This is a genomic window from Psychrobacter piscatorii (assembly GCF_001444505.1).
GTDB classification, from domain to species: Bacteria; Pseudomonadota; Gammaproteobacteria; order Pseudomonadales; family Moraxellaceae; genus Psychrobacter; species Psychrobacter piscatorii_B.
In genome coordinates this window covers 1-17430 of record NZ_LNDJ01000085.1, presented here as the reverse complement: position 1 = coordinate 17430, position 17430 = coordinate 1, and the positions used below count along the sequence as shown (strand labels likewise).

Annotated in this window: 14 protein-coding genes; 5 read left to right on the top strand and 9 right to left on the bottom strand. The window is 42.9% G+C overall.

The window, feature by feature from the left end; translation table 11 throughout:
- Positions 1 to 419: 419 nt before the first annotated feature.
- The 7 genes from ribD to rpmH form a co-directional block, all read right to left on the bottom strand.
- On the bottom strand, positions 420 to 1475 hold the full coding sequence (gene ribD / locus AS194_RS09240) for a bifunctional diaminohydroxyphosphoribosylaminopyrimidine deaminase/5-amino-6-(5-phosphoribosylamino)uracil reductase RibD (protein ID WP_058025225.1): 1056 nt from the start codon (positions 1473 to 1475) through the stop codon (positions 420 to 422).
- Between the two features lie 113 nt (positions 1476 to 1588).
- Positions 1589 to 2047, bottom strand: coding sequence for a transcriptional regulator NrdR (gene nrdR / locus AS194_RS09235; RefSeq protein ID WP_058025224.1), 459 nt, complete (start codon positions 2045 to 2047; stop codon positions 1589 to 1591).
- A gap of 87 nt (positions 2048 to 2134) precedes the next feature.
- Complete coding sequence (gene mnmE / locus AS194_RS09230; protein WP_058025223.1) at positions 2135 to 3571, bottom strand: tRNA uridine-5-carboxymethylaminomethyl(34) synthesis GTPase MnmE; 1437 nt, start codon at positions 3569 to 3571, stop codon at positions 2135 to 2137.
- Between the two features lie 207 nt (positions 3572 to 3778).
- Entirely contained in the window at positions 3779 to 5461 is a 1683-nt protein-coding gene (gene yidC, locus AS194_RS09225) for a membrane protein insertase YidC (protein WP_058025222.1), read from the bottom strand.
- Between the two features lie 200 nt (positions 5462 to 5661).
- Positions 5662 to 6036 carry a membrane protein insertion efficiency factor YidD gene (gene yidD, locus AS194_RS13520; RefSeq protein ID WP_083499653.1) on the bottom strand — a complete coding sequence of 125 codons (375 nt, stop codon included), beginning with the start codon at positions 6034 to 6036 and terminating at the stop codon, positions 5662 to 5664.
- A 1-nt stretch (position 6037) separates the two neighbouring features.
- The gene (rnpA, locus tag AS194_RS09220) at positions 6038 to 6409 is read right to left on the bottom strand and encodes a ribonuclease P protein component (RefSeq protein WP_058025221.1); all 372 of its coding nucleotides are present in this window, start codon (positions 6407 to 6409) and stop codon (positions 6038 to 6040) included.
- Between the two features lie 195 nt (positions 6410 to 6604).
- A complete protein-coding gene (rpmH, locus tag AS194_RS09215) occupies positions 6605 to 6739 on the bottom strand; it encodes a 50S ribosomal protein L34 (RefSeq protein WP_007394757.1) in 135 nt (44 codons plus the stop codon).
- 588 nt (positions 6740 to 7327) lie between these two features.
- On the opposite strand from rpmH, the gene dnaA reads away from it, so the two are divergent.
- The 5 genes from dnaA to AS194_RS09190 all read left to right on the top strand — a co-directional run bounded on the left by dnaA (position 7328) and on the right by AS194_RS09190 (position 15308).
- A complete protein-coding gene (dnaA, locus tag AS194_RS09210) occupies positions 7328 to 8773 on the top strand; it encodes a chromosomal replication initiator protein DnaA (RefSeq protein WP_058025220.1) in 1446 nt (481 codons plus the stop codon).
- Positions 8774 to 8932: 159 nt separating this feature from the next.
- Positions 8933 to 10108 (top strand): DNA polymerase III subunit beta, encoded by a 1176-nt coding sequence (gene dnaN, locus AS194_RS09205; protein ID WP_058025219.1) that lies wholly within the window; start codon positions 8933 to 8935, stop codon positions 10106 to 10108.
- 129 nt (positions 10109 to 10237) lie between these two features.
- The gene (gene recF, locus AS194_RS09200; RefSeq protein ID WP_058025218.1) at positions 10238 to 11449 is read left to right on the top strand and encodes a DNA replication/repair protein RecF; all 1212 of its coding nucleotides are present in this window, start codon (positions 10238 to 10240) and stop codon (positions 11447 to 11449) included.
- Between the two features lie 532 nt (positions 11450 to 11981).
- The gene (gyrB, locus tag AS194_RS09195) at positions 11982 to 14612 is read left to right on the top strand and encodes a DNA topoisomerase (ATP-hydrolyzing) subunit B (protein ID WP_058025217.1); all 2631 of its coding nucleotides are present in this window, start codon (positions 11982 to 11984) and stop codon (positions 14610 to 14612) included.
- Between the two features lie 126 nt (positions 14613 to 14738).
- A complete protein-coding gene (locus AS194_RS09190; protein WP_058025216.1) occupies positions 14739 to 15308 on the top strand; it encodes a manganese efflux pump MntP family protein in 570 nt (189 codons plus the stop codon).
- Between the two features lie 107 nt (positions 15309 to 15415).
- On the opposite strand, the gene rlmF is transcribed toward AS194_RS09190, so the two are convergent.
- Positions 15416 to 16453: a 23S rRNA (adenine(1618)-N(6))-methyltransferase RlmF gene (gene rlmF / locus AS194_RS09185; RefSeq protein ID WP_058025215.1), complete on the bottom strand. Its 1038-nt coding sequence runs from the start codon at positions 16451 to 16453 to the stop codon at positions 15416 to 15418.
- Positions 16454 to 16518: 65 nt separating this feature from the next.
- Positions 16519 to 17211: a LysE family translocator gene (locus tag AS194_RS09180; protein WP_058025214.1), complete on the bottom strand. Its 693-nt coding sequence runs from the start codon at positions 17209 to 17211 to the stop codon at positions 16519 to 16521.
- Between the last annotated feature and the right edge of the window lie 219 nt (positions 17212 to 17430).

Sequence of the window (17430 nt, the reverse complement as noted above, 5' to 3'; positions counted from 1 at the left end):
ATTATAATGCTGCTATAAACACATCACTTTATTTATCAAATACTTAACCAAATTTCTTAGTACTGTCTTTCTGAGTACACTTCGCAGTGAAACACACGGGAAATGCAGGCGGTCATAGGATAGATTGTGGATAAGTAAGTATAAGTCAATAGAATATTCTTAAAGTCTTTATTAATTATAGAGTTATCCACAATGATGCTAAATTTAGTTTAGCGCTCGCAACGCAAGATTTAAAAAATATAAGTTATTGATTAATATATAATTTATCATAAAGACACAAAAATAATCAGCTTTTCATGTTTCATGTGAAACAAAGTTATACACAGTTTCATGTGGAACATTTAAAATAGTAACGTACTTATCCACATATAGTTCACATTATAAGCATTTTGCGGATAACAAAATCACAAATAAGAAACCTACAAAGGCAATAGCGTTAATTTAAGGTCAGAACCAAGTTTCTCATAATTATAAATATCGAAGCGCAACTGTTGAGCCAGTGAGATAGGGTTGAAATTGACCATTGGTCGCGCTTGATCACCAAGTAGACAAGGCGCCTGATAAACAATCAATTCATCGACCAGCTGCTGACTCAAAAAACTTCCCGCAACGCCAGCACCCGCCTCCACCAAGACATCATAACACTGATGGTCTCTGACTAATGTTGCTAGTAAATCAGTGAGATCATCTGTGCGCCAATAAATCGTATCTGTACGGCGGCACAATTGATAATCAGACTGAGCACTGTGCTCTAAACGCTGACGTCTATCGAGCACTACAATCTGAGGTGATGGTATTTTTTCGGGTAATACGCCTAGTTGATTTGAACGCACGTTGAGCTGCGGATCATCAGCTATCACTGTCTCACTACCGGTTATGATTGCCCCACTTCGTGCGCGTATCTTTTGCACATCTTCGCGGGCTGCGTTTGATGTAATCCATTTTGACTCACCAGATGCCATCGCGGTACGACCGTCTAGGCTAGTCGCTATTTTTAATCTGACATATGGCATCTGAGTCCGCATGGCTTTTAAAAACCCGCGATTTAATGCTTCTGCCTGCTCCGTCAGTATGCCAACCGTCACTTCAATACCAGCTTGCTTAAGTAGCTTTACCCCGCGACCTGCCACCTGTGGATTGGGGTCTAGACCGGCAATCACAACACGATTTACATTAGCTTTAATAAGTGCCAACGCACACGGCGGTGTACGCCCTGTATGGCTGCATGGCTCTAGAGTCACATAAGCCGTTGCGCCCACTGCTCGATCGCCTGCTTCTTTTAACGCAAATACCTCTGCATGTGGCTCACCAGCTTTCGGATGAAACCCTTGACCGACCACTTCTTCAGCTTGGACGATGACACAACCTACTACTGGATTTGGCCTAGTAGTATATAAACCGAGCTTAGCTTGTTCGATAGCAAGCATCATAAAGTAGCGATCTTGCGCATCTTGAGAGTGATTTATAGTTGGCATAACAGTAGGCTTATAAATGATTGGTTATAATTACAGAGAATTTTATTTAATAATTTAGGCGCTTTGAACTCAAAATCAGTTTAATAGTTAGACATATTTATTGATGTACCAGCTTAATTGTCATTTGGACGGATATTGGCAATTTCCTGATGAAAAGCATCAATGTCTTGAAAGTCGCGATAGACGCTAGCAAAGCGCACATAGGCAACATCATCTAAAGTTTTTAGTTCACTCATGATGATTTCGCCCAAGACTTTACTACTGATTTCACGCTCACCCATCTGTCTGACGCGTTTTTCAACTCGGCTGATCATTGCTTCTTGCTCATCGATAGTGATGGGGCGCTTTTGCAAAGGCAACAAGATAGACCGACGCAGCTTTTCATTGTCGTAAGGTTCAATCTTGTTGCTGGATTTGATAATCCTTGGCATCACCACTTCTACCATCTCAAACGTTGTAAAACGCTCTTGGCAACTGTTGCATGAACGGCGGCGACGCACTTGCGCACCTTCTGCAGCAAGACGTGAGTCAATCACTTTTGTCTCTGATGCATTACAATACGGGCAGTGCATAGCAATTCCTTATTTTACGACTAAGAATAAAAGCAAAACTTATGAGATAGACAAATGTATTGAGTAATAGATAGAGTTATTCAACCGTTATTTACCGATACAAAAACTACCAAATATCTTGCCAAGCAAATCATCAGCACTAAACTCACCTGTAATCTCACCCAAACTCTGCTGGGCCTGACGCAAGCTTTCAGCAACCAACTCACCTGCTTGGAATACCGTTAACTGCTCATGCGCCTCTGTTAAATAGTTGGCTGTCCGTCTGAGAGCATCTATATGACGAGTACGAGCGATTAAGCTATTTTCTGGTGGATGAAAACCTACCTTAGCGCATAGTACTTCGACTAAATTATCGATACCAGCGCCTGTTTCACATGAAACATTAACTTGTTCGTAGCCTCTATCTTTGATTTCGGCTTGCATCGTAGAGGCAGATTTTTCGCTACTATCATCGCTCAGTAGATCACTTTTATTGGCAATGATGAGTAATCGTTTGGCATCTGGCAGCTCGCCGAATAACTGCTCAGCCAATTGCAACGGTGTGCTTTCTTCTTCAACATCGCGAGTCACATCGTAAACCATCAGCAGCATATCAGCTTGGGTAATGGCGGTACGGGCACGTTCAATGCCGATACGCTCTACGGTATCCTCTGTATCACGTAGGCCTGCCGTATCGGTAAGATGTAGTGTTAAACCGTTGAGCACGACCGTCTCTTGTAACGTATCACGCGTGGTGCCAGCGACATCGGTAACGATAGCACGTTCTTGCCCTGCTAGACGATTTAGCAGGCTTGATTTACCAGCATTTGGCCTACCTGCTAGGACAACATGGATACCATCACGTAAGAGCTGACCTTGCTTTGCTGTGGCTAAGACTTGCTGTATCTTATCTTGCGTTTGCTCAAGTTTGCTCTGTATCACGCCGTCAGATAAAAAATCGACATCTTCTTCATCAGGGAAATCAATGGCAGCTTCAACGTGCAAGCGCAAATGAATCAACTGTTCTAATAGCTGGTTTATTTTTTGGGAGAACTCACCACTTAGTGAACGAATCGCACTACTCGCGGCCGCCGCACTGGTCGCATCAATCGCATCAGCGATCGCCTCTGCCTGCACCAAATCCAACTTATCGTTATCAAAAGCGCGATAAGAAAACTCTCCGGCACTCGCTTGTTTGGCACCCAATTCAAATACACGTGCAAGCAACTGGTTCTGCAAAATAACGCCGCCATGCCCTTGCAGCTCAATCACATCTTCACCCGTGAATGAGTGCGGACTTTTAAAGAACAGTACGAGCCCTTCATCAATAACGGTGCCATCCGCCTGATAAAAGCGGCAGAAGCTAGCCATACGCGGCGTAAAAGCAGATTTACCCGTCAGCGCGCAGGCCATGGCATAAGCACGGCTACCTGACAGACGTATAACTCCCACACCCCCTCGCCCGAGTGGCGTTGCAATCGCAGCAATCGTGGCGAGTCCCAATGTATTAGATTTTTCAGAAGAATTAGGTGTGGCTAATGCCATCTCTAAGGAATCCACAATAACTCTCAATAACTAAAAATCCCATTATAGACGTCTGTGCTCATAGTGACAAAGTAAACTTTGAAACGCGTCCTAATCGTTGATATTTTCTCTTTGATGTTGATAAGCTGTGGATAACATTTTAGCACTTATAAAAAAACCACCGCTTGCGCGATGGTTTTTGTTTTTATCCTTCTGATAGAGCGTCAATTAGTCAACTATTTTTACCGTGCGACGTTTCTGCTCTTCTTCGACTTTCTTATTTACAATATATTGCTGAGTCATACTGAACAAGTTGTTCACTGTCCAATACAATACCAAACCTGCTGGGAAGAACAGCATGAATGCGGTAAAGATAATTGGCAGGAACTTCATCACTTTTGCTTGCATTGGATCTGCTGGCTGCGGATTCAACTGCTGCTGTATGAACATTGATGCACCCATCAATAGCGGCAAAATAAACCACGGATCCATTGCAGAAAGGTCGCGAATCCACAAAATCCAAGGCGCATGACGCAGCTCGACACTCTCTACGAGCACCCAGTACAAAGCTAAGAAAATTGGCATCTGCATCAAGATAGGTAGACAACCCGCCATCGGATTGACTTTCTCTTCCTTGTAGATGGCCATCATTTCTTGCGACATTTTCATACGATCGTCGCCATGCTCTTCTTTTAGCGTTTTTAGTCTCGGTGCAATAGCGCGCATTTTTGCCATTGAGTAGTAGCTCTTATTAGAGAACCACATCAAAGCAATTTTGACTAAAATGGTGAGGATAATGATTGACCAACCCCAGTTACCCACAACTTTATGCACACCTTCTAAGATAGCAAATAAGACCTTCGAGATTGGCCACAATAAGCCGTAATCAACCGTCTTATTCAGACCCACTGCCACATCTTTTAGCTCAGACTGTACTTTTGGACCTGCGTACAGTGTGGCGTCCAATGTCACTTGCTTGTTTGGTGCGACATTGACTGGCTGACTGTTAAAGCCAATAAAGTAGTCGTTACCAGTCTCGCGGGTAAAGAATTTACCCGTGAAGTTTTCAGGCGTCCATGCAGAGACAAAATAATGCTGTACAATGCCAACCCAGCCTTTATCGCTGGTCGTCGTTAGCTCGCCATCGCTGAAGTCTTTAAACTTCAGTTTATTATATGGATCATCTGGCGTACCCCAAGCACCACCAAGATAAGTCGCCATGCTCAGCGCGCCTTTATCAGACATACCAGGATCTTTACTATCGTCACGTTTTAGCTGCGCAAACATCTGACCTTGCCACGCATTGGTGGAGGCGTTTTGAATTTTGTAGCTAATATCGATCGGATATTTATTTTCAGTAAAGGTAAAGGTCTTGGTGATTGTCACGCCATCTTTCTTGTAAGTAAGTGGTACTGACAGTGTTTGTTGTCCTGCTTCCATCACATAATTGTTGGCGGTGTGGCTATAAATCGCACGACCCTCTGCCGTATCAATACCATTTTGACCAATCAAGCCAGACTGAGCCACGTATACACGGTTGCTGTTGTTTTCTAGCAATACAAAAGGCTTATCGCTATCGAGCGTCGCGTCATATTGCTTGAGCGCAGCATAGACAATATCACCGCCTTCTGGATTGATTTTAATATCATAGCGATCGGTCGTTACCGTGATTAATCCTGTATCCTTTGCAGGGGTCGCTGTCACAGCTGCGTTATCCACAGGTAGGGTCTGAACCGGAATATCACCTGCGGCACCAGTGGTAGAAGGAATGTCAGCACCTACTGAACTTGTAGTTTCTGGCACCGCTTCTACAGCTGGTGCATCGGCATAATCATCTCGCCATGCCAAAATCAGCAGATAAGCGGTAATTAGCATCGCAATGATGATCATCACCCGAAATATCTTTTGCATAAACCTTTCCTAGATTAAAAATTAGGGCATGTGTCATGACTGTACTGCATAGTTATCTCCATGATCGATAACTGCGTTGAGAGTCATTTACATAAAATGTGCATCATTTTACTAAAAATCTGCTTCAAATGATACCAAGAGTGTGGATAACTTGTGGGTAAGTCATTGAAGATGATATCTAAAGCCCGAAGTTATGATTTTTATGTTGTCTTCATTAAGTAGTTAAGACGTGGCACATACCCCTGACGATCTCGGTAAACGCCCAGTCCTTGAGCGGTACTATTAGATATATCAGTAAAGGACAAGTATTGATACCGATAAGAAGATAAAGGGAGCGGGACAAAATCAATGCCGTGTCCACCAAGCGGATGACATTTACTAAGACGTTTTAACAGCAACCAACTACCTACACGAGTGCCATGCCACGCCAAAGCTTGTTTACCATAGTTTGAACAGGTGGGATAGTAACGGCAGCGAGCAGGTATGATAGGGCTAATTATTTTTTGATAAAACTTTATTACATTTAATACAAAACTAAAAATTATTTTATTCATTAAAACTAATAATTTTTTCATTTTATTTTTTTTCTATTTTTTTAAAAATATTATTTATTTCATTTTTTAATTCTTTATTATCAATATCCTTTATCGATTTTTTTACTATAAAAACAATATCTTTATTTTCTAATTTAAAAGCTTTTGTACGGAACTGCTCACGGATATGTCGTTTAATCAAATTTCGAACGACAGCAGTAGGCACTTTACGCTTAGTAATTGCCATACCGATACGTGGCTTATCATAGGGACTGTGTCTCACAAAAGCCATCAAATGGCTCTGATGTATCTTACGCTCAGGTGCGTCAAACACTTCACGAAATGCTTGTGGCGTTAGCAAGCGCTGCTCTTTAGTAAAATTGGCTGTAGGTGTCGCTGAAGTAGACTGGGGCATAGTATGACCTAATATGATAGGGAGTAGCGATATTAGAGATATTAGAGATAATAGCAAAATGTAAAAACAAAAAAAGCGCCGATGTGGGCGCTTTTAATATATGGCTAAATGTCAGTTGTGATGATTGACTATTGCAATCTATAAACAATAAGAACACAACAAGCACCATTAGCCATGCTTATCGCTACTTACTGATTATACAGTTAGACGATGACGTCCTTTAGCGCGGCGACGAGCTAAGACCTGACGGCCTTTTTTAGTTGCCATACGAGCACGGAAACCGTGAGTACGTTTACGCTTGATCACGCTTGGTTGGAATGTACGTTTCATAACTCACCTATCAAAATAATGGACTAAATTCGTAATAACGGAGGATTATACCATTCTGCATACTTATGGTCAATAAACTAATTTTAGCTGTCTTCAAAGGCTAAGTCTTCTGTTATCAGATTAATACATATTGCTGATAAACACTCTTTTTTACTGTTACAGTTTGTCAGATAAATAACCGTAGTTTTTAAAGTTATCCACAGTTTTTAGTGAGCTCTATAATAATTATTAATTAATATATATAAGTATTGTTGTTATTGGGCGCCTATATATCTGTGGTTAACTTAGTTTTCTCTTTCATTATCAATTTACTACGCTATGGGTAAGACTGTGGATAACCTGTGGGTTAAATATGGATAACTTGCCTTGTTGAGTTATCCCCAAAACTATCCACAGTTTTATCCCCAAAAAACAAGGTTTTATCCACAGGGTATCTGTGTTAGATTAGCCCCTATCTAAATACGTGATCTGGTATGTCATTTCTACTTAGTTCTTGAGACAAATAACTGCTATGAGAGCTTAGAGTTAGTAGAGTGCTCAGACCACTACATATAACTATTATTTCAAATTACAGGGTTAGTATTTTTCATGATAGACACAGCAAATATTTGGGATAAATGTCTGAACGATTTGCGCTATAACGTTAAAGACAACGTGTTCACCATGTGGCTGAGGCCTCTGTCAGCTCATCAAGAAGCACAGACTCTGGTCATTCTTGCACCTAATGATTATTTTGTGACGTATATCAAAAAGAACCATCTTCAAGATATTCAGCAATTGGTCGCTAAGCACAGTCAAGGGAGCATTGAGGAAGTTGTCGTACGCGTTGATAATGCTGGACGTGATGTAGAAGGTGGTAATCACTCTCAATCAGGCTCATTATTTGTAGAAGATAATCCCTCCCCTACCCTGCCTGAACATAAATTTGAATCTATTCACCACAATAATTCAAAAGCAGATATCGACGCTAATATGCGTCAGGGAGAACTAAACGACTCGGCTGATGCTAAATCACTGAGCTATCTCAACCCTGACTTTACTTTTGAGACATTTGTCACTGGTAAGTCGAACAATCTGGCCTACAAAGCTTGTTACGAGCTTGGTAAAAAACAATCAAAAAATCGGCACAATCCTTTATTTATATATGGACCTTCTGGATTAGGAAAAACGCATTTAATGCATTCTGTAGCACATCGATATCTAAAAAATAATCAAAGTTTTTATTATTTTACTTCTGAAAAATTTATAAACCAATTAGTTTATTCATTAAGAAATAATAAAATAGAAGATTTTAAAAAGAAAATAAAAAAAGTAGATTTATTGATTGTGGATGATATCCATGTACTAGCCGGAAAGACCAAAAGTAGTAATGAGTTTTTGACGTTATTTGCAGACTTTACCAGTGGTGACAAACAACTGATTTTGGCTTCTGATCGTCATCCATCACAAATGACGGAATTTGATGAGCGTTTTAGGTCGCGATTTTCTTGGGGATTGACAGTCGCAGTTGACCCTCCTGAGATTGATACTCGCGTGCAAATTTTGCAGAAAAAAGCCGCTTCTTATGGCATGGTGCTGCCTAAAGAATGTGCATTGTTTATCGCTCAAAACGTGGTATCCAATGTCAGACGTTTGGAGGGTGCTCTCAATCAAGTTTTTGCAAATGCTAATTTGACAGGTGCACAGATTACTCTTGAGATGGTGCAATACGCGTTAAAAGACATCGTCGCTATGCGTGTACAAGCCGTAAATATGGATAATATCCGAAAAATAGTCGCTGAATACTATGATGTAACGGTGAAAGACATTATGGGGCGTAAACGTACGCGTAGCATCGCCAGACCTCGCCAAATAGCGATGGCCTTATCGCGTGAGTTAACAGGTGATAGTTTTCCTGAAATTGGTCAATCATTTGGTGGACGTGACCATACTACAGTGATGCACGCTTGCGATAAAGTAAATGAATTACGAGCAGCAGATCCAGCGTTTGACAAGGATTATAAGACGCTAGCGTTGATGTTACAGGCAGGTTAGTAGAGTAAGTCTTCACTGTATTTTAGGGAGAAAATATCGTTTATAATATTGAAAATATAAGCAGATAGATGCTCTGTAGATTATAGTCGGTAGACAAGGTATTATTAGACGATTACGTCAAATTTTTATAAAAAATCATTCAAATAAGAGTAACTAAGCATGCAATTATCGATCAATCGAGAATCGTTACTAAAAGCTATCAACTTGATCGCCAAAGCCGCTGATAAACGCCATAATATGGTGATATTGGGTAATATTAAGCTGCAGTTATCAGAGTCCGAGCTTATCTTGACAGCCTCAGATTTAGAAGTGGAGCTGACATCGACCTTGAAATTGCCTGCTGGTGCTTGTGTTGAAGCAGGAACAACGACGCTACCTGCAACAAAACTAAAAGATATTTGTAAGTCTTTACCTGCACAAGCCCAAGTTAACCTAGCGACTCAAGCGAATGAGCGTTGTCTACTTACCAGTGGCAAGAGCCGTTTCACGCTAGGTACCTTACCCAGTGAAGACTATCCAAGCTTGGGCAATCCTGAAAATATCACGCCGTTGAACATCAGCCGTAGTCGCTTGACAGATTTGATTCACAAAACTCAGTTTGCGATGGCAATTCAAGATGTACGTTATTATTTGACGGGTATGCTGTTTGATGTTTCACAGCAGCAGCTGACGACCGTTGCGACTGACGGACATAGATTGGCCTTGGCACGTAGCGTTATAGATGTGAGTGCTGATCTGAGCATGCAGGCTATCTTGCCACGTAAGGCAGTGATCGAGCTTGAGCGTTTGGCGACTGAGCTTGGCAAAATGCTAGGGGATAAGGACAATGCAGTTACGCTGAGTTTTGGGCGTGAGTTTTTGCAAGTGAGCTTACCATTTGGCGATGTAGATAGTGCAGGGCAAGTCAGCCAAAACCTAATGGTGACGTTTACTGCCCGTTTGATTGATGGCAAATTCCCTGATTATCGCCGCGTCATGCCAAGCAATACAGATAAGCTCGCGTTATTTAGTCAAGAAAAAATGACTGACGTATTACGCCGGGTTGCGATTTTGAGTAATGAGAAGTCGCGCGGTGTGGTCTTTAATTTTGCCAGTGATGGTATGGTAGAGGTACGTGCCAATAATGCTGAGCAAGATGAAGCCGTGGAGATGATACAAGCCAAATATCAGGGCGAACCAATGGAGTTATCATTCAATGCTGCGTATCTACAAGATGTGCTAAGTGTTATTCAAGGTGATTTGCAGATGCATATGAGCCAATCGAATGCTTCAGTGTTGGTCAATCAGCTTAATGATGAATTCCATCAATACGTCATCATGCCGATGCGTATATAGTCTGATTTTTTGCACATCATACAGCATTGAACCGCGCTAGCATCTTTTAAGTATTTACGTGGACAGCTTAAATTTAAATAAACTTTTGCTTGCTTTGAAAGCTGAAAATAATGGGCGGCTATCGATATCATGATTGAACGTCTACAAATATCAAATCTGCGCAACCTCACACAAGTTAATTTGCAGTCGACCGTTTGCAACGTTGTCATCGGTGCAAATGGTAGCGGCAAAACCTCTTTACTTGAAGCGATATTCTTATTATCGAGAGGCAAAAGCTTTCGCCATCACCAGCCAAAACGTTATATACAGCACCATCAGAATAATACAACCGTATATGCTAGGCTCAATGATAGTCGTACGTTAGCCATTCAAAAACAAACAGATGCGACAACCATTCTGCGTCTTAATCAAGCTACTGTCTACAATCAAAGTATATTGACCGAGCAACTGCCCACGCTATTGATAGATCCCTCAACGATGGATATGTTAGAGCAGGGTAGTGCCAGTCGTCGCCAGCTATTAGATTGGTTGGTGTTTCACATGAAACAAGGTTTTCACCCACAATGGGTCGCCTATCAACGCCTGTTAAAACAGCGCAATAGTTTACTAAAAAAGACTCGTCAATTGACGCAAGTCCAGCTAGCTGAGCTAAAGTCTTGGGATAAAGGACTAAGTAATCATGCGGCATTGATACATCATTATCGTGAGCAAGTATTTACTGAGTGGCAGCCTTATTTTGCTAAAAGTGTTCTGCAATTGTTGCCGTCTTATGCTGAGCAATTGAGCCTAAGTTATAACGCTGGCTATGACACTCATGTTGCGCTTGATGTACAGCTTAATGAGCGATTAGAGCAGGATTTACAGTTAGGATATACCCGTATAGGCAATCATCGGGCTGATATCCACGTACATTGGCGCTCTGACAACACTATAGATAACCAACCTACCAATAAAAAAGTGTCATCCTCAGACCCTGAGACACCCAGTAAATTACCCGCTTTAAAAGAACAAGCCGCCAATGTATTGTCCCGCGGTGAAAAGAAGCTGCTTATTACTGCGCTACGCTTATCACAACTACCATTACTGCTCAATGATAATAAAGATAGTGGTTCGTTCGATAATAGCTCAACATCGAGAGCGACCCCTGTCGTGCTACTAGATGACATCACCGCAGAGTTAGATGATAGAGCGATAGGTATTCTTTTATCAACATTAGCGCAGCTGCCTTGTCAGGTGTTCATGACCAGCTTGACGGATGATATCGTACCTCTGGTTAATGAGTTGTGGTCAAAACCTAGATTGTTTCACGTGAAACAAGGCCAGATACTGTCTGTTGATTAATTCCTGCTGATTAATTCTTAGTCGCTTATCATCACTTTAAGCATTTTCCTGCGTACTTATAACTCCTTTTATGCGTCCTTTACTGAGTATCACAGTCACAACTATTACTTATACTAGCTATTAGGCAAAGACACTGACTCATAAGTCGTAAAACTCCCAGTAAACAGTGACTTACAGACAAAAAAATGCTAAAATAACCCTTTATTTTTGTCCTGTTCTCAGCAATTTATTCGATAGCATCATATAACAGATTTCTATTTTTTATTTCTTTATAAGTAATTGATAATTAAATATTTTATTTATTTCAATAGTTTTAACAATGGCTAGAAAAACAAAGACTATTACTAATAAGTAATTTGCCAATTTTATCTCTATGCAGCCTTTTTGAGGTTAGCAGTGGTTAGTGGTTTAGCCGCTCATATGCACTCTAAGTGATGAATAATAGAAGTTGGTTTTAAGATGCCATCATGAGGTGCATTTTTATAAGTGCGCTGATAAAAACGGCTGATTATGGCTAGATTAAGGAATGTAAATGAGTGATTCATTACCTATTGACCACGAGCAATTGATAGACGACAGTGCTACTGAAGCCGCTGTGTCTACTGTAGTTTCAGAAGTATTACCTTCTGATTATAGTTCTAAGGATATCCGTGTACTACGTGGGCTAGAGGCTGTACGCGTGCGCCCTGGTATGTATATTGGTGACACTGACGATGGCACAGGCTTGCATCATATGGTCTTTGAGGTCGTGGATAACTCTATCGATGAGGCGCTGGCCGGTCACTGTGATCAGATTGATATCATCATTCACGAAGACGAGTCTGTCAGTGTGATGGATAATGGCCGCGGTGTACCAGTCGATATTCATCCAGAGGAAGGGGTATCAGCGGCGCAGGTCATCATGACAGTCCTGCATGCAGGCGGTAAGTTCGATGATAACAGTTATAAAGTCTCAGGCGGTCTGCACGGTGTTGGGGTATCGGTCGTCAATGCGTTGTCTAAAAAGCTTGAGATGAATATCTGGCGTGAAGGCTATCATTACCATCAGACCTATACTGATGGCGTACCTGACGCTGATATTCAGCAGATGGAAGCGACCGATCAAACCGGTACGCAAATCCGCTTTTATCCAAGTAGCGACGTATTCACCGGTACGGTTTTTGAATATGATATTTTGGCAAAACGCCTACGCGAGCTGTCATTTTTGAACTCCGGTGTGCGTATCGTTCTGACCGATGAGCGTATTGATAAGCGTCATGAGTTTGAGCACAAAGGCGGCTTACTAGAGTTTGTCAGCTATATCAATGCAGGCAAAGACGGTATCAATGAAGTATTCCATTTTACCAGTCAGCAAGACGATGGTATCAGTGTCGAAGTCGCGCTACAGTGGACCGATACGTATAACGAAAAAGTGCTGTGCTTTACCAATAATATTCCGCAAAAAGATGGCGGTACGCATCTATCGGGTTTCCGCTCAGCCCTGACACGCGGCTTAAATAGCTATATGGATCGTGAGAATTTATTCAAAAAAGAAAAGGTCGCTGCGACTGGTGATGATGCTCGTGAAGGTCTAACGGCTATTGTCTCGGTGAAAGTGCCTGATCCAAAATTCTCAAGCCAGACCAAAGACAAGCTGGTCTCAAGTGAAGTGAAATCTGCTGTCGAATCAGCGATGCATGATAAGTTCAATGACTACCTGCTAGAGAATCCAGCGGCGGGTAAAGCCATTGCCAACAAAATTATGGAAGCAGCACGGGCGCGTGACGCCGCTCGTAAAGCACGTGAAATGACTCGTCGCAAGACGACTCTGGATATTGCAGGTCTGCCTGGTAAACTTGCTGACTGCCAAGAAAAAGATCCAGTACTATCTGAGCTATATATTGTGGAGGGTGACTCTGCAGGTGGCTCAGCAAAGCAAGGCCGTAGCCGTAAAACTCAAGCGATTTTGCCACTAAAAGGTAAAATTTTGAACGTTGAGCGTGCACGTTTTGACAAAATGCTATCCTCTGCTGAAGTGGGTAACCTGATTACCGCACTCGGCTGTGGTATCGGCCCTGATGAGTATAATCCAGATAAAGTACGCTATCATAAAATCATCATCATGACCGATGCCGATGTTGATGGCTCACACATTCGTACCCTGCTGCTGACGTTCTTCTTCCGTCAAACGCCTGAGCTGATCGATCGTGGCTATGTATATATCGCCCAGCCGCCGCTATATAAAGTCAAAAAAGGTCGTCAAGAGCTGTATCTCAAAGATGATGAGGCGCTAAAAGCGTATCTATTGTCGTCAACAATTGACAACACCAAGCTACACATCAGTGCTGATGCGCCCGCTATTACTGGGCAAGCGCTTGAATCATTGCTTAATGATTATAACCAAACTCAGCTGATCAAAGCGCGTTTGCAGATTCGCTTCCCAGCGGTCATCCTGGATGCGTTGACGCACACGCCAAAGCTATCCGTTGATATGACTTATGATGAGTCTGCGATGCAGGACTGGCAAAAAGCCATGCAGGCTCAGCTTGACGTCTTTGGTAGTGAGTTAAATCCTGAGATTGAGTTGGTCAATATTCATGCACCGCAGCCAAAAAATATGGATTCAGCGGCTGCCGATCTATTGGGTATGACACCTGCAATTGGCACTGAGGCCGCAAGCACCGCAGAAGGCGAAGCATCAGACAATGAGGCTATATCTACTAAGGCGCAATGGCTACCACGCGTCACGGTATATGTGCATCAACTGGCGCACCATTATCTGTTAGATGCTAGCTTCATCAACTCAGGTGAGTATGGCAAATTATTACGTCTATCAAGAGAGTGGAACACCCTGCTTGAGAGTGATGCCTTTATCCGCCGTGAAGCAAGTGCGGGCACGACTAAAGATATCCCAGTACGTGACTTCGATTATCTCTGGCAGCAAATGATGCTCGACGCGCGTCGTGGTCTGGCTATCCAGCGCTATAAAGGTCTAGGTGAGATGAACGCCGACCAGCTATGGGATACGACGATGGATCCAGAAAACCGTCGTATGCTACGTGTCACTATCGAAGATGCGATTGCCGCTGATCATATGTTTACCTGCTTGATGGGTGATCATGTCGAGCCGCGTCGTGTTTTCATCGAAGAAAATGCGTTAACCGTCTCAAATCTAGATATCTAATTTTGAAACTGATCAGTAACAACGTATAAAAATACCGCGTCGTCTATCGAAGCGGTATTTTTGTTTCACATGAAACCTTTTTTATAAAGTTAATCATACCTGCTATTCGAGTTAAGAGAAAATACCATGATTGAAGTAGTGCTGCTCGCGATTGCACTCGCGATGGATGCGTTTGCAGTATCGATAGGAATGGGCGCAAAGTCACAGAAACAAAGCCAGCAATATGCACGTCATCTCGCTATTTATGCCGCATTATATTTCGGTATCGCGCAGGGTGTGATGCCGCTCATTGGGTATTTATTGGGTGCAGCGCTGTTGGGATGGTTGGCGGCGGCCGCGCCTTGGATCGGCGGTATCATCTTGATTGCTCTGGGTGGCAAGATGCTGTACGAAGTGCTCAGTGGTGAGGATGACGAAGAAGATATTGACGTGGGCGGTAGTGTCATTAGCCATCGCACCATGTTTACCCTTGCTATTGCTACCAGTATCGATGCCATGGCAGCAGGATTTACGCTCAATTTATTGGCGTTAAACGCATGGCTTGCCTGCTTGATTATCGCGGTTGTAACGGCTGTGTTTGGCTGGCTCGGGGTCTATTTGGGACGTCGCTCAGGCACATGGCTAGAGGATAAAGCCGAAGTATTGGGCGGTGTGGTACTGATTGCGATTGGTATCAAAGTCATGTTCTTTGGCTAATCTATTTAGAGTTTCACTTAGCCTTTATGCAAAAAGCACCGCCTTGAGTATCAAAGCGGTGTTTTTTTTGTTTCACGTGAAACTTAGGCGTATTATGTATTCAACGACTACTCTTCGTCGGTATCAAAGCGCCACGCGAGTACACGAGTGCTCTTTTGACCTTGGCTCATCTCAATGATACGCATCTGCGCGACATTAAGCTGCTTTAATAGTAGTTGTAAAGGTTTCACATTTTCAGATTTTGATACTAACGTCGTGAACCAGCCAACATGCTCTGCAAAGCTTTGGCTTTCTTTTGCCATCTTGGTCAAAAACGCAATTTCGCCACCTTCACTCCACAATTCTTTATGCTGACCACCGAAGTTTAGGTTTTGCGCCGCGTTACCTGACTTGGTTGAATGACGGCTGATTTGCTCGCTTTCATTTTTACCGCGATGGCGTTGCAGGTTGTGCTGCTTGCGGCTATTGGCTTCCATCGCTTCTTCTAATGAGGCGTGAAACGGTGGGTTACACACCACCACATCGAAGTAATCTTGACGACCAATGATGTTTTTAAAGATGAACTTAGGCTCAGGCTGTAGCTTTACTTTGACCGCGCTTTTTAGCTTAGGATTGGCGTCACAAATGAGGGCGGCAGTATTGACCGAAACCGGATCAATATCGCTTGCGGTAAAGCGCCAACCATAGCTTTGACTACCGACAATCGGATAGATCGCACTGGCACCCGTACCGATATCTAGCGCGTGAATCTCTTTACCGGTTGGCGGTGTGTTGTCGGCATTCACGTGCGTGGTTTGCGCGAGTAAATCCGCAATATAGTGAATATAATCGGCACGGCCAGGAATTGGCGGACATAGATAGCCGTCAGGAATATCCCAAAACTTAACGCCGTAATAGTGCGCCAACAATGCTTTATTTAGCACACGAACTGCTTGATGATCCGAGAAATTAATCGTCGGCTCGCCTTTGGGGTTGGTGATGGTATGCTCAGCAAGCTCAGGCAACGCGCGAGTCAATACGGCAAAGTCGTAACGACCTTGATGTGGATTGCGCGGATGCAATTGACCGAGTTTTTTGGCGGTCGCAGGCGATCGGTTTCTGTGTTTACTATTGGCAGGATTACGGGTCATGGGCTTACTTGTCATAATGTCAGGCTACGATATATGGATATAAGTCAGCAGTGTAGCAGATTTCACCGCTCGCAAATGAGTTATCGATGACGCAAGATCAGGTTGAGCCCCAATACGATCATCGCAGACCCCAACACACGGTCGATCCAATGCTCAAAACGCTGAAAGCGGCGGTGAATTGCAGGGACAGAGAGTAGCATCACCACGGTGCTAAACCATGCCATCTGTAAGACCATCATCCAGACGCCATAAATCGCCAATTGCCAAAGTGGGATGTCTGGGGATAGCACAAGGGTAAAAATCGCCACAAAATAGACAGGCGCTTTTGGGTTGAAGACATTGCAGAAAAACCCGCGACGCAATGTGGTAAAAGTATCGTTAGGCGTTGTAAATTTGGTATGAGTAGAGGCGTCTTGCTTTGCTTGTAAATGATCAATAGGTGCGTTCTCTTGCGTTACTGACGCTGTTAGTTCTACTGGCTTTTTAGGTTTGGCCTGAATGCCTTGCCACCCTAGATAGATCAAATAGCCGCCACCCAGCCATTTAATCGCGGTCAATATTGGCTGCGAATGCGCAATCACCGTCGCCAGTCCCAGCACCGAATAGATAATGTGTACCGATAATCCTAAGGTAATACCCAAACTACAAATCAAACCAGTACGCCGACCCTTGGCTAATGTCTGCTGCGAGACCAACACAAAATCAGGCCCTGGTGAGGCGGCCGCCAGCAAGTGAACGCTAGTGATTAGCAAAAACCCATGCCAAAACTCCATAAAACCCTCTGTACCCTATCCAGTCTGAATCATAGTTGCACTTATCACAAATGAGGTCAACTTTTATCTATTATCGCGCCATTCGAGTCATTGCTATCGCTTGTGTTATGGTTATATGCTGTCTATATTAAATGAAGTATTAAAAATAGTCCTATCGACAAATCGCTATAAATAAACGATCAAGATTCGACGATATAACTAGGGCGTGTTGAACATTCG